Annotated in this window: 13 protein-coding genes and 1 pseudogene; 2 read left to right on the plus strand and 12 right to left on the minus strand. The window is 41.8% G+C overall.

Features of this window, described 5'->3' with window-relative positions; genetic code table 11:
- Position 1 precedes the first annotated feature (1 nt).
- The 11 genes from WMO28_RS09890 to WMO28_RS09940 all read right to left on the minus strand — a co-directional run bounded on the left by WMO28_RS09890 (position 2) and on the right by WMO28_RS09940 (position 11,141).
- Complete coding sequence (locus tag WMO28_RS09890; protein ID WP_349056881.1) at positions 2-2,158, minus strand: peptidase U32 family protein; 2,157 nt, start codon at positions 2,156-2,158, stop codon at positions 2-4.
- An 84-nt stretch (positions 2,159-2,242) separates the two neighbouring features.
- The gene (locus WMO28_RS09895) at positions 2,243-2,650 is read right to left on the minus strand and encodes a cell division protein ZapA (RefSeq protein WP_349056862.1); all 408 of its coding nucleotides are present in this window, start codon (positions 2,648-2,650) and stop codon (positions 2,243-2,245) included.
- A gap of 140 nt (positions 2,651-2,790) precedes the next feature.
- Positions 2,791-3,801 carry a Holliday junction branch migration DNA helicase RuvB gene (gene ruvB, locus WMO28_RS09900; protein ID WP_349056863.1) on the minus strand — a complete coding sequence of 337 codons (1,011 nt, stop codon included), beginning with the start codon at positions 3,799-3,801 and terminating at the stop codon, positions 2,791-2,793.
- A gap of 33 nt (positions 3,802-3,834) precedes the next feature.
- Positions 3,835-4,446: a Holliday junction branch migration protein RuvA gene (ruvA, locus tag WMO28_RS09905; RefSeq protein ID WP_349056882.1), complete on the minus strand. Its 612-nt coding sequence runs from the start codon at positions 4,444-4,446 to the stop codon at positions 3,835-3,837.
- 135 nt (positions 4,447-4,581) lie between these two features.
- Positions 4,582-5,646, minus strand: coding sequence for a tryptophan--tRNA ligase (gene trpS, locus WMO28_RS09910; RefSeq protein ID WP_349056864.1), 1,065 nt, complete (start codon positions 5,644-5,646; stop codon positions 4,582-4,584).
- A 91-nt stretch (positions 5,647-5,737) separates the two neighbouring features.
- Entirely contained in the window at positions 5,738-6,748 is a 1,011-nt protein-coding gene (locus WMO28_RS09915; protein ID WP_349056865.1) for an acyltransferase family protein, read from the minus strand.
- A gap of 80 nt (positions 6,749-6,828) precedes the next feature.
- Positions 6,829-7,440 (minus strand): hypothetical protein, encoded by a 612-nt coding sequence (locus WMO28_RS09920; RefSeq protein ID WP_349056867.1) that lies wholly within the window; start codon positions 7,438-7,440, stop codon positions 6,829-6,831.
- 98 nt (positions 7,441-7,538) lie between these two features.
- Positions 7,539-8,564: an LCP family glycopolymer transferase gene (locus tag WMO28_RS09925; RefSeq protein WP_349056869.1), complete on the minus strand. Its 1,026-nt coding sequence runs from the start codon at positions 8,562-8,564 to the stop codon at positions 7,539-7,541.
- Between the two features lie 29 nt (positions 8,565-8,593).
- The gene (locus WMO28_RS09930) at positions 8,594-9,580 is read right to left on the minus strand and encodes a hypothetical protein (protein WP_349056870.1); all 987 of its coding nucleotides are present in this window, start codon (positions 9,578-9,580) and stop codon (positions 8,594-8,596) included.
- Positions 9,581-9,631: 51 nt separating this feature from the next.
- Entirely contained in the window at positions 9,632-10,336 is a 705-nt protein-coding gene (locus WMO28_RS09935) for a CpsD/CapB family tyrosine-protein kinase (RefSeq protein WP_349056872.1), read from the minus strand.
- A gap of 22 nt (positions 10,337-10,358) precedes the next feature.
- Positions 10,359-11,141 (minus strand): YveK family protein, encoded by a 783-nt coding sequence (locus tag WMO28_RS09940; protein WP_349056874.1) that lies wholly within the window; start codon positions 11,139-11,141, stop codon positions 10,359-10,361.
- A gap of 547 nt (positions 11,142-11,688) precedes the next feature.
- Between WMO28_RS09940 and WMO28_RS09945 the strand changes: the two genes are divergently transcribed.
- Together WMO28_RS09945 and WMO28_RS09950 are read left to right on the plus strand one after the other, a co-directional pair.
- Positions 11,689-11,958 carry a hypothetical protein gene (locus WMO28_RS09945; protein ID WP_349056876.1) on the plus strand — a complete coding sequence of 90 codons (270 nt, stop codon included), beginning with the start codon at positions 11,689-11,691 and terminating at the stop codon, positions 11,956-11,958.
- 58 nt (positions 11,959-12,016) lie between these two features.
- Positions 12,017-12,586, plus strand: coding sequence for a helix-turn-helix domain-containing protein (locus WMO28_RS09950; protein WP_349056878.1), 570 nt, complete (start codon positions 12,017-12,019; stop codon positions 12,584-12,586).
- A 59-nt stretch (positions 12,587-12,645) separates the two neighbouring features.
- On the opposite strand, the pseudogene WMO28_RS09955 reads toward WMO28_RS09950, so the two are convergent.
- Positions 12,646-12,857: pseudogene (locus tag WMO28_RS09955) on the minus strand (RNA-guided endonuclease InsQ/TnpB family protein); the annotation flags it as partial.

Here is a 12,857-nt window from a genome sequence, read left to right on the forward strand (position 1 = left end):
TTTACTCGGCTCCTCTTTTAAAATGGCCTTTTGTATACCTGCGACCGGATGGTTTGCCTTTTCCCTGATAAATGCTTCGGAATTCGCATAGAACTGCCCTCGCCTCTTTTGGACTCTCAATAGTAAATGCAAGACGAAGAGACTGAAGATTCAGCTTCTCCACCCGTTCTTTCTCTCCTGGAAGACCATACGGTATACTGTTATAGATAATATTATAACAATATCTGGCTTTTTCCGGACAGGCGCCATCCCACGGGGTACAACAGCATTTCACCGGAAATTCATTGTTATAACGATCTTTCAGGTAAAGTGTTTCCCCTTTTCCTGTACAGCCAAAAAGGTTCTTACGAACGCACTGAGCTGAAAGCATCAGCGGAATATATCCATACAGCAGCATTTCCGAAGAATGGTTATCCCTGTGACGCAACTCACCTTCGTTTAGCTCCAGCGGAACTGTGTTTCTCAGAATTCCTTCTTTATTCCAGAATTCTTCCGCCTGGTCATTCCAGGTATACATAGACGCATCCAGTACACACCTGTCGCCATAACCCAGCTTTTTTAATACTGCATAGGACTCCAGGCTTCGTACCAGAAATCCCTTCATCCCCCGCTTCAGCCATTTCTCTGCAGCCCGGATCCATTTCTCAGGCATTTCTCCACGGTGAATATGCGGTGTAGACAGATATAACTCTTTTCTGGCTGCAAGCTCCGGCGAAAAACACTTCATCATGGTATCAAACGGCAGATAAAATCCTGTAATTCCTGTTTCTTCCAGAAGAGCCTCTGCAAGCTCCGTCCGCTCACAGGATACATACAAAGGAAGATTATCCTCTCTTTCATTGGCTACGGTCTTCTTGTTCCCCTTCTCGGCTTTCTTCTTCGCTGGTTCTCTTCGTCCATTCTCAAGCAATGTCTCTCTCAACTGTGCAAGTGCATCTCTTCGAACTTCATTGAGTACCTTCACCGGAACAAAAATCCTTCCATTAATCTCAATATCCAGTTTTTTCCACTGAAATTCCGTATTTCCAAGTTTCTCCATCTGCTGGCGGATCCGCGCTTCTTCCATCGGCTGATTTTTCGCAAACTGCACTTCTCCACCCATGGCTGTCACTGTCCTGTCCCCACAGGTTATTTCCAGTATAACAGGACTTTCTGGAGAAAGTATTAAATTCCCGTGAATTTTTTCTTTTATTTTTCTGATCTCCGGCTGAATACTGCCCGATTTCTTCTCATTGGCAAAAGCCATCATCTCCGGCCCGCGGTACATATCATAATAACCGGTACACGAACCGCCCCTGCTAAAAAGCTCCAGAAGATACCTGCGGTCTGCATCCTGAACCTTATATTCTTTTCCGCTGAGATAAAGATCCAGATATTTTCGATATACAGAAGTAACTCCGGCTGTATATCCCGGCTGTTTCATACGTCCCTCGATCTTCAGTGACATCACGCCTGCATCCAGAATATCCGGAAGAATATCCAGAGTACAGATATCCTTAAGACTCAATGCACAAAAATCTTTATCCCCTTTATATTTACGGTGATCCAAAGTTGCGCTGTACGGAAGCCTGCAGGGCTGTGCACAACGCCCCCTGTTTCCGCTCCTTCCTCCGAAAATACTACTCATCAGACACTGACCGGAATAACTGTAGCACAGAGCACCATGAATAAATGTCTCTATTTCCAGAGGACTTGCTTTATGCATACACGCAAGTTCTTCCAACGAAAGTTCCCTTGCAGGAACTACACGGGTAGCTCCCTTCTCTTCCAGGAATTTCATGCCTTCGGGACCGGTCACTGTCATCTGGGTACTGGCATGAATATCCAGATCCGGAAAATTATGCCGGATAAAATCAAAAACTCCCAGATCCTGAACAATCACCGCATCCAGTCCTGCTTCATAATACGGCGCCAGATAGTCAAACAGCTGCTCTTCCAGTTCCCGGTTCTTCAGAAGAGTATTCACTGTAAGATACAGTTTACGCCCATGTATATGCGCTGTCTCAATGGCCGTTATCAGCTCCTCCTGCGTAAAATTCCTCGCATAAGCCCTGGCTCCAAATGCCGGTCCTCCCACATAGACTGCATCTGCACCAGCTCCTATGGCAGCCTCAAAGCTTTCATATGAGCCTGCCGGCGAAAGCAGCTCAGTTATCATCTTTTTCAAAGTATTTCCTCATCTCCTGTCTGTTAAACCATTCCATAGAAAACAAAAGAGGATTACCGAAGCAATCCCCCATTCTTATTTAAGCAATTCGTCAAGTTCTTTCTCAAGCTCCTTCACCTTACCATCCAGAAGATTCTTCTGATCCAGAGCTTCCTGTTCTGCCTTCTTAGCTTCCTCAATCTGCATTTTCAGAGAGATCAGCTCATGCTTCAGGTCATACATTTCCTGATCCTTCTGCTGAAGATCCTGTTCAAAAATCTCCGCCTGTTTCTTCGCCTTGAAATAATCATCTGTAATATTCAGACTGAGAAGTGTATGCTTGGTCTCCATGGCCTGTCTGGAATATCCCGGCATCTGGCTCAGTTCACTGATCTTATTATTCATATAGGCTGCAACTTTCTGGAAATACTCTTCAGACTCATATCCGCCAAGAGTAATGATCTTTCCGTCAATGACAACCTGTGCTGTATTCTTTACCGCCATTCGTAAAGCCTCCTGAATTCATCTGCTACTGTTCACTCACACAGCAACATTCCTATCTGTTACCAGCCTCACAGCTCGCAACTATTTTTATTATAACTGATTCCGACGAAAATGTATAGAAGTTTTTCCACTATTTACAACTATTTTGTCGATGATTCAGGTCTTGGATACCCCAGATGGGTATATGCCAGCACAGAGGCCATCCTTCCGCGAGGTGTTCTGTTCAGAAAACCGGTCTGCAGAAGATACGGTTCATAAACATCCTCCAGAGTTCCCGCATCTTCTCCGATAGAAGCAGCAAGCGTCTCAAGTCCCACAGGTCCGCCCTGGAAATTCAGAATCAGCGTCTGCAGAATACGCCGGTCTGTCTTATCCAACCCATACTGATCTACTTCCAGAAGGTCCAGTGCAAAACACGCTACGTCATAAGTGATCACACCATTATATTTCACCTGGGCAAAATCTCTCACACGTTTCAGAAGGCGATTGGCCAGACGGGGAGTTCCCCTGGAACGCTTGGCAATCTCCGCTGCTCCCTTAGGTTCAATATCTACTCCAAGAACCTGTGCAGATCTGAGAATAATCGTAGTCAGTTCTTTCTGATTATAAAATTCCAGTCTCTGCGTCACTCCAAAACGGTCTCGAAGCGGCGCTGAAAGAAGACCTGCCCGTGTCGTCGCACCGACAAGCGTAAATTTAGGCAGATCCAGACGGATCGAACGTGCAGATGCTCCCTTACCGATCATAATATCAATGGCAAAGTCCTCCATTGCAGGATAAAGCACCTCTTCTACCTGACGATTCAGTCTGTGGATCTCGTCCACAAACAAAACATCTCCCTCCTGGAGATTGTTCAGGATTGCTGCCATCTCTCCCGGCTTCTCAATCGCCGGTCCTGAGGTAACTTTCATATGTGTACCCATCTCATTGGCTATAATCGCGGAAAGCGTTGTCTTTCCAAGCCCCGGAGGTCCATAAAAAAGCACATGATCCAGAGAATCATGGCGTTGCTTGGCCGCTTCGATATAGATTTTCAAAGTATCCTTGGTTTTCTGCTGACCGATATACTCTTCCAGACTCTGAGGGCGTAAATTTCCCTCCAGGGAAAAATCCTCCTCTGTCACGTCTGTTGTAATGATCCTGTTCTCCATTCGTCATGCTCCGTTCTAAAAACTTGAAATATATCAGAAATTCTTCAATGCCGCGCGTAAGATTGCTTCCACATCATCTGCCGGAACATTCTCCGGAACTTTGCGGACTGCGCGAAGTGCATCTGCCGAACTGTATCCCAGTGCAACCAGTGCTTCCACTGCCTCCTGACGGCTATCACGAAGGTCTGCCGCCCCTGCAATCGCTTCCTCCTGCTGATGGGCAAGCTTCATCTCAAAAGCATCCTCCAGTTTCAGCTTGTCTTTCAGCTCCAGAATCATTTTCTGGGCAGTTTTTTTGCCGATGCCAGGGGCTTTTGAAATAGTCTTGACATCATCGGAAAGCACAGCAAATCTCAGTTCATCTGCACTGATTCCCGAAAGAATACCAAGAGCCCCCTTCGGACCTACACCATTCACCCCGATGAGAAGCTTAAACATACTGAGGTCATCCCTGGAAAAAAATCCATATAACTGCAGGATATCCTCTCTCACATAAAGAAATGTATATATTTTTTTCTCTTCGCCTGTGTGAATCTTGCCAAGATCCTGACCGGTCATATAGATCTCATAGCCAATACCGCCATTCTCCAGCACAAGGCTGTTTTCATCAATATCTGTTATTTTGCCCTTTACAAAAGAAATCAAAGTCAACTCACCTCTCCCGGAAACAACTGAACATCTGTTTCCCATATGGATGAAATAGTAACATAGTTTTAAAGAAAAATCAACCCGGAATACACGCTTCCGGGCTGATCTGATACTTCAAATATAATTCTGTTCTTACTGATTCAGGAACTCCTGATCCTCGAAATAGTTAATACGCATAGAGGAACGCACGTCGTGAAGCGTTGCAGCAGCCTTCTCTCTGGCAACCTCTGTACCAGCCTTCAGGATATCAAATACATCCTCTGTACGCTGCTCCCACATTTTTCTTCTCTCACGGATCGGTCCAAGTTCTGCCTGCATAACATTATTCAGGAATTTCTTCACCTTCACATCACCAAGACCGCCTCTCTGATAATGAGCTTTAAGCTCATCAAGATTCTGGTACTCCGGAAGAAATTCTGCAAAATGTTCCGGACGGCTGAAAGCATCCAGATAAATAAATACCGGATTCCCCTCTACACGACCAGGATCCTGGACACGGAGGTGATTCGGATCTGTAAACATGGACATGACCTTTTTCTTAACAACATCTTCTTCATCAGAAAGATAAATACAGTTGCCAAGAGATTTACTCATTTTAGCCTTGCCGTCAATTCCGGGCAGACGTAAGCATGCCTTGTTGGAAGAAAGAACAATCTCAGGCTCAGTCAGTGTCTCACCGTAAACAGAATTAAACTTATGAACGATCTCCTTACACTGCTCAAGCATCGGCAGCTGATCCTCACCTACTGGTACATGTGTTGCACGGAATGCTGTGATATCTGCTGCCTGGCTGATCGGATAACAGAAAAATCCGACCGGAATACTTGCTTCAAAATTACGTTGCTTGATCTCGGACTTTACAGTAGGGTTACGCTGTACACGTGCGACAGTAACCAGATTCATATAATAAAAAGTAAGCTCTGTAAGCTCCGGCACCATAGACTGAATGAAAATATTGGATTTCTCAGGATCCAGTCCGCATGCCAGGTAATCCAGGGCAACCTGCAGAATGTTCTGGCGCACCTTCTCCGGATGCTCTGCATTATCTGTAAGTGCCTGTGCATCTGCGATCATAATATAAATTTCGTCATATAAGCCGGAATTCTGCAGCTTCACACGCTCTGCCAGTGATCCAACATAATGACCTACATGAAGGCGTCCCGTCGGACGGTCGCCCGTTAAAATAATCTTGCTCATGAATTGTTCTCCTTGAAGTATACTGAATATTTATATCTTATTATAGCCCCTGTTAATACACTGGTCAAATATTTTTAACTGGAAACGGTAATTATTTCATCCCGAATATCTTTTTAACAAATTTAATTCTTGACAGAATCCATGCTCCGCCAAGATCCAGTATGAATTTTCCGACAATAATACTCGGAAGCTGATATTTGCTGCTTATACCATATCCCGCTGTCATCTCCCACCACTTCAACAAGTTAAGTTCCGTTATATGTATACACAATATAAAAATACTGTATTTTCCAAAAAAAGCTATTATTTTTGCGATCACACCCATTTTCCATTCAACAATCCATGAAAACATCAGTACACAGGCACAGGCGCAGACAGATCCGAAGATATCTATAATTCCTCTCCCAAAATCACAGTTTACCAGCCAGAAAGACTGAAACTGTCTTATAAAAGAAATCCATACCCCCAGAGCAAAAAAAGCACAGAAAATTCTGGTTTCCTCTGAAATCTTTTTTAATTTTTCTTCTGACTGACGGAACAGATATCCTATGTACATGAATAACGTTGCACATGCTCCTGCCTGAATACTCAGTGGAAACCAGAACCACTTTTTTAATTCACGTCCCAGAATAAACAGGCCGATAACAAATACTATTCTGATTAATTTATGAAACTTTAAAGAAATCCTGAGAAAAATACTCCCCCAGAAAGTTGCCCACAAAAACCAGATAGCGCCTATTCCTCTGATATAAAAAGGAGTCGTATAGGTGTCACCTGCTCCATACAGGGCGGCACATAACCATTCGGAAAAAGCGATCTTTGCATTTCCCTCACCCATTCCTTTCAGCGTCCCCAGAATTATGATCACCGCACTTGTAATAAAATACGGGACAATAAGCGTTCGTACCTTATTTTTAATAAAATCATTCGTCGAACGATTACTGTTCGTAAAATATCCTGTGATCAGAAAAAAAACAGGGACGTGAAATGTAAACACCACCTTATTAACAGACGCAAGTCCCAGATGTCCAAGAATAATACATATGATTCCGATTCCTTTCGCAACATCTACATATTCTAACCGTCTTTTTTTAGCTTCCATTTCGTTTGATCCAATTCTAAAAAAACAGCCCTGCAATATCCAAAACTGATATCGCAAAGCTGTTTTTTACCCAGGTGGGATTATTTTGCTGTGTCTGCCTTAGCATCTGCAATAACTGTAAAGTAGCACAGATCCTCTAATGCAACTTTGATTGTTTTGTTCTTTTTATCAATGCTGATCGGCTCAACAATTGTCCACTCTTTTGTTTCCTTGTTGTAGCATAACAGCTGAACATTCTCAAGATCATCTGTAAGGCTTGGAACAGCAATCTCTACTTCATATTTGCCATCTGCATTCTTAACAGCTTTAGCCTGATCAAGAACCTTGAACTGTGTAAATCCTGTTACAAAATCTTTACCGTCAAGTTTCTCAACAACTTCCTCGATTGCTGCTTTCAGAGTCTCATTTTTCTCGTCTGCTGCAAGAGCTTTCAGAACATCTGTAAACTCTGCCACATCCATCTTGCCTTCTCCTACTTTCTGGAAAGCATCTGCTACTGCCGGAACATCAGCCGTAAGTTCCTTGAATTCCTCAGTCTCCTGAATCTTCTGGATAACCTCATAGATCTTAGACTGCTCCTGGCTTACCGTAATGTTCTTAGTACGGCTTCCGTCTGCGCTGACACAAAATGCAGACCCCACACTGAGAACTGCTGCTAACGCAAGTGCCATGAATTTCTTTGCCATTTTCATAATGCACCTCTCCTTTTGAGTAAAAAAATATTTAGATAACAGTACTCATTATACTATTAATCCCTTAGATATAATAATAAAACAAATCGAAAAAAATATCAATCTATTTTCTCATAAAACATGGAAATAATCATTTCTGACAATTTATCTTCATCAATATGATATTCATCAAAATTTGCTCCCTGGGTTCCCTCTCCCGGAACTGTCTGCGTATCATCAATTCCATTCTGTGACGCGGCAAGAAGTTTTGCAAAAACATCATTTCCCATACTGGTAACTGTGTAATCCCTGATACACTCATAAAGATCTGCCACAAAACCGGCATTTTTCCCTGCCTGTTCCTGACATTTCTTCAGAAGAGCCTGGAGATATGTTTTCTGCCGTTCCTGCCTTACAAGAGCACTCTGGCTCTTATCTGTATCCCGGTAACGGACAAACTGTTCTGCGTCCTCACCGGTCAGGGTCACAACAGCGCCCTTCTTAAACTCCGGATTCACGGCTTCCAGACTGTCATCCGGAACTGTAATCTCCACCCCGCCGGCAAAATCCGTCAAAGTCGAAATCCCATCCATATTCATGGAACAATATCCCTGAATCGAAATACCATTCAGCATATTAGATACTGCTGTTTTCATCAGTTCACAGCTTTTCTGTTTTCCATCGCCATATGCATACTGAATATTGATATGATCTGTTGTCATTCCAAGACTTTTTCCGGCCGGATTAAAAACCTCGATCCTTGTCATGGAATCTCTGGGAATAAACAAAACCTTCAATTTTTCTGTGACCCTGTCCATAGAAGCCAGAAAAATAGCATCCGCCTGCCCTGCATCTTCCTGGGATTCATATGTATCTACTGCATCTCTTGAATCAATTCCCATGAACAGATAATTGCTCAGATGATCATTATACTTATAAGTACTTCCCTGATACTGCACAGTATTCTTATCTTCCTGCGGCTGTGCTGCTTCCACATGACCGGAATCTTTCGTTTTCGAAGCAGCTTCTGTCTGACTCCTAAAATAATATCCACCACCCAGAATCGCGGCTAGAATAATAACCACAATCAGTAAAGTCAGATATATTTTTCTCTGATGTGCAGCTCTTCTTCCCGAGTTTTTCATCTTTATTCCTTCAGTCTTATAAAATTCTGTTATTTTTTACTTATATAACCCAGATCTTCCAGTTTCTGTAAAACAGCCTCTGCCATCGCCTGCTGCGCTTCCTTTGTAGAAGCAGGCTGCGGTGTTACGGAAGCAAGACTGATATAATGCTCTCCCCATTTCTGGCTGAGCACCTTATCCAGATCATCAGAACTTACTGTACCATCCATTGGTCGCGTACCCACTACAATAAAATCATCCTTATTCTGGAAAGTATTCAGAATATTTTCCTGCTGTTCTGCAAGCTCAGCCGGATCATGGTTCCATCCGCCGTAATATCCCATAAAGATCACAGGCACACAGTCCATATCATTTCGGTTTGTCTCTTCCTCTGTCAGATCGCGGATTCCGGTCTCTGTCACATTCAGCTGTGCCCCATTCGCTGCCTGCTGATGTTTCGTGATATATCTCTGGATTGTATCGTCACTGACTCCTGCCATTTTCATCATGGAAAGAGTTCCGCCACCCTGAAGAGTCTTGTTAATTACTGTAAGATCACTGTATCCCTTTTCTGTAAGAAGTTTCTGAAGAACCGCCATATAAGAATAAGTATCAGAATCTGTGCCATTAATCAGATCATCACCCCAGCATACGATGCCGGAATGTTCTTTTTCTGTATCATCTTCTGCGGCAGCTGTCTCTGCGCTGTCTGTACTGTCTGTAGTTTCTGTTTTTTCAGAATCTGCACTTTTATCTGATTTTGCTGAATCCTCTTTGTTTTTTGAACTGTCAGCAGCATCTTTTTCTGCTTTTGAATTATCTTTTGTCTCAGTGGAATCATCCTCTGCTGCATCCTCTTTTTCCAGTTCAGCTGCATGTTCCTTCACAGCTTCATAATCCTCGATTCCCTTCTGCTCACTTCCTGCAAGTTCTTCCAGACGCTGTGCTTCTTTTTTCTCTGATTCATGACTCATAACAAAAATTGCACCAAGAACTCCTATCAGTAAAATGCAGATGATCGCCAACAGTATATTCATTTTTGTACTGTTTCTTTTATTTCCGTTCACATTTTCCCAGCTTTCTTTTTATTATTTGTTATTTTCTTCTGCACGGCGATAATACTCTCCGTAATGCTTATAATAAGAAGAATAATACTTATCCGCTTTCGTATCAATCTTGTTCATAACTGCTCCAAGAATCTGGCAACCGCTTCTCTCAAGCTGTGAAAGTGCCTTCTGAGCATCCTTATAACGCACATTACCAGGCTCGATCAAAAAGATAGCACCATCACAATGTCTGCCGATCACAGCTGCATCAATAACTGTTCCGATAGGCGGTGTATCAATTAATATGTAGCTGTAATACTCTCTGACTTTCTTTAAAAACAGCTGAAAAATATTCTCACTGAGCAGTCCGGACGGATTAGGTGCGGACGGACCGCCAAATATGATATCCATATTTTCATAGTTTGTCTCATAGATGATATCGTTAATATTAACCTGTCCGCTTAAGAACTGAGAAAGTCCCTTTACCTCTTCTTCCACGCCAAGACGTCCTGCATAAGCAGTTTTTCTGATATCTGCATCCAGAAGAAGAACTTTTTTTCCGATACTTCCAAGCTCCTGGGCGAGACTCAGAACAACATCACTCTTTCCCTCGTTCGGAAAACAGCTTGTGATCAGGATTGTCTTAATACTCTGACCGGACAGCTGGATATTGGTACGCAGTGTTTTAATAGCTTCATTATAATAATAATTTGATTTACGTTTATCCGTTAATGTGATTTTCTTCATTGATCAGATTCCTCCATTTGAATTAGCGATGACTTTTTTTCTTATTCTTTTTGTTTTTTACATTAACAAAGTCTTTTCTGTCAGGAATCTTGGCAAGAACAGAAACTCCCAGATATTTCTCAATATCCTCCTCTGTCTTGATCGTATCATCCATTACTGCAAGAATCACAACGATCGCTGCACATGCCACAAATCCCAGAAGGAAACCAATCTCTGCGTTCTTCTTTACACTAGGGGATGTTCTGACTGTTGCAATCTTACCAACTTCGATGATCTTAGGTGGGATAACTTCCATCTTATCGCCTATGTAAGAAGAAGAAACACTGGCCACTTCATCTACAATCTCTTTTGCAAGAGCTGAATCCGAATTATTTACTGTGATCTCAAGAATACGGGTATCAGTCGGATTGTTGATCGTGATCGTTTTTTTCAGATCCTCTGCTGTCATATCCAGTTTCAGATTTTCAATGACCTGCTCCAGAACCGGCGTACTTGTGATCAATACCGTGTAATCACTGGTCAGACTCGCACCCAGCTGCAGATCGGCCAGGGAAGTCAGCGTAGTTTCTTTGGAAAGAACCAACATACTGGACGTAGAACTGTAAATAGGAGTCATCATAAACTGTGTATACGCTCCTGTCCCACACCCGCCGATCAGAGCTACCATCAGGATCAGCAAAATCTTCCTCTTCAGAGCCTTAAAAATCTCTCTTAAATCAATTTCCACTTCATCATCATTGACATCTGCTACAGCTGCTGCAGATATTTTGCCGTTTTCTAATTTACTGTTCAAATTGTTCGCCATTGTTATTTCCTTTTCCTTCTTGATATAATGTAGTATTCTGTCACTGATGGTCTTTTACAGTAACATATTTTCATAAACCGCATATATTTTATCGTAGGATAGTCTAAAAGTCAATTATATGATTCAGTTTTTGTCGAATCAGTTTGTAAACTTGTTACTTTCCAATATTAACTTGACTTAACAGTAACCAGAATTGAACTGAAATTGAACTATTGTTGGTAAACTACTTTTACTGTGCTATAATATAAAAGAAATTGGAGGTGAAAAAAATGGCATCTATTCAATCTGCAAAAAGCTATATGAACCTAATGGCAGAAGCGCTACAGATGTTGATAATAAGGGACATAAAATGGAAGCACTTTCAGAACTACAGGAATGGTCTACAATACTTATTCACGTTCCGAATTTTCATCGTATCGCAATCGTAATATGTGCAGAATTTTTAGCTGACTAGAAGCGTATCCAACAATTTATATGTGGAAGTTTAGGTGCAACGCTCCTGATAGTTCCTTCCTATTCTAGAGGCGAACAGGATTTTATCAATACTTTGCCAGCTTTAAAAACTTATGGAACTACTATTGTATGGGGAAACTGCTGTGGAGCAGTCTCTTCTACGGAAAAAGCCATTGGCGGTTGTGGAATCGCAGGCACAACTCAGACTATTACTTTTGGCAGTAAGTGTTGTTGCGGTTTTTCATGTGAAAACATAAAAGCCTGCGTTTTTAAAATAAATATCCCTTTGGATTTCGAAGTTTCAAAAACCAAAAATTCTTTTCAGGATGAATTTGTAATTCATAATATTCAAAAAAATATTTGAATAAATTATTATAAAAAAATTTCATAATCACTAATGTCCAAATAAGGAGGAGGATCTTATGCGTAAAGAAATCTGGATGCATGCACAAACAAATTTGCCAGAAACTCTGGAAAAACATGAGTATGTAACTCTGACCCAATATGCATCCGATAATAAAGAACACATTATGGATGTATGGTACAATTCCGACAGTTCTTCATTTGCCCAAACAGTCCGTTACGGAAATTCACAATTGAAACATTTTGAACATTATTTAGAAAAAAATTCAAAAGGCAATGCCGTTTTTCAACTCGGCACCTTAATGGGCGTTATAAAAACCCTTAATGAATTTTTCCAAGTAAAAGAAGAAGAAAATTTAAATGCCAAAATTTACCAAAAGCAGATCTCCTCAACTAAGCATCTTAAAGATATTGTTTTATTATTAGAAGCTCATGGAATTATGACTCATTCAGAAATATGTCAGAATTTAGGATTAAAAGAATCTACTCTATCAGAGATAATGAAAAAGTCAGCTTCTACAAATCTGATACTTTCTACCAAAGCAGGTAAATATAAATTGTATCGATTAAGTGATAACGGCAGGCATGTGAACTACTCGGCAACTGAGTTACCAGAGCATCTGAATTAAGGCGGGATACCGCCTTTTCAGGGTGCGTCCATGACACCACTACTGTTTGCTCTTTAGAGCTATACAGCTACTTTTATTATTTCTGGCGTTTTTAGTCCGGTTACGGACAGTTCCTTTTTCTCTCCGGATACGGAGAGATATTTTCTCAGGATGTTATATGCACCTACAGCATCTGCGTTATACTTCCGGTTTCTGTCCCTGTACAGTCCCCTTTGTTTTCGGTTGCATGGCTGTGCATATCTTTTTTCCACCTCTGGTGACAGCGGACTGC

It is taken from the genome of Blautia aquisgranensis, assembly GCF_040096615.1.
Lineage (GTDB): Bacteria > Bacillota > Clostridia > Lachnospirales > Lachnospiraceae > Blautia_A > Blautia_A aquisgranensis.

Excerpts from the sequence above, each read along its gene's own strand:
- WMO28_RS09920 (WP_349056867.1), bottom strand. The coding sequence starts at position 7,440 with ATGAAAATGGCAAAGAAATTCATGGCACTTGCGTTAGCAGCAGTTCTC.
- WMO28_RS09915 (WP_349056865.1), bottom strand. The coding sequence starts at position 6,748 with ATGGAAGCTAAAAAAAGACGGTTAGAATATGTAGATGTTGCGAAAGGA.
- WMO28_RS09935 (WP_349056872.1), bottom strand. The coding sequence starts at position 10,336 with ATGAAGAAAATCACATTAACGGATAAACGTAAATCAAATTATTATTAT.
- ruvB (WP_349056863.1), bottom strand. The coding sequence starts at position 3,801 with ATGGAGAACAGGATCATTACAACAGACGTGACAGAGGAGGATTTTTCC.
- trpS (WP_349056864.1), bottom strand. The coding sequence starts at position 5,646 with ATGAGCAAGATTATTTTAACGGGCGACCGTCCGACGGGACGCCTTCAT.
- WMO28_RS09930 (WP_349056870.1), bottom strand. The coding sequence starts at position 9,580 with ATGAATATACTGTTGGCGATCATCTGCATTTTACTGATAGGAGTTCTT.
- WMO28_RS09895 (WP_349056862.1), bottom strand. The coding sequence starts at position 2,650 with ATGGCGGTAAAGAATACAGCACAGGTTGTCATTGACGGAAAGATCATT.
- WMO28_RS09890 (WP_349056881.1), bottom strand. The coding sequence starts at position 2,158 with ATGATAACTGAGCTGCTTTCGCCGGCAGGCTCATATGAAAGCTTTGAG.
- WMO28_RS09940 (WP_349056874.1), bottom strand. The coding sequence starts at position 11,141 with ATGGCGAACAATTTGAACAGTAAATTAGAAAACGGCAAAATATCTGCA.
- WMO28_RS09950 (WP_349056878.1), top strand. The coding sequence starts at position 12,017 with ATGCGTAAAGAAATCTGGATGCATGCACAAACAAATTTGCCAGAAACT.
- WMO28_RS09925 (WP_349056869.1), bottom strand. The coding sequence starts at position 8,564 with ATGAAAAACTCGGGAAGAAGAGCTGCACATCAGAGAAAAATATATCTG.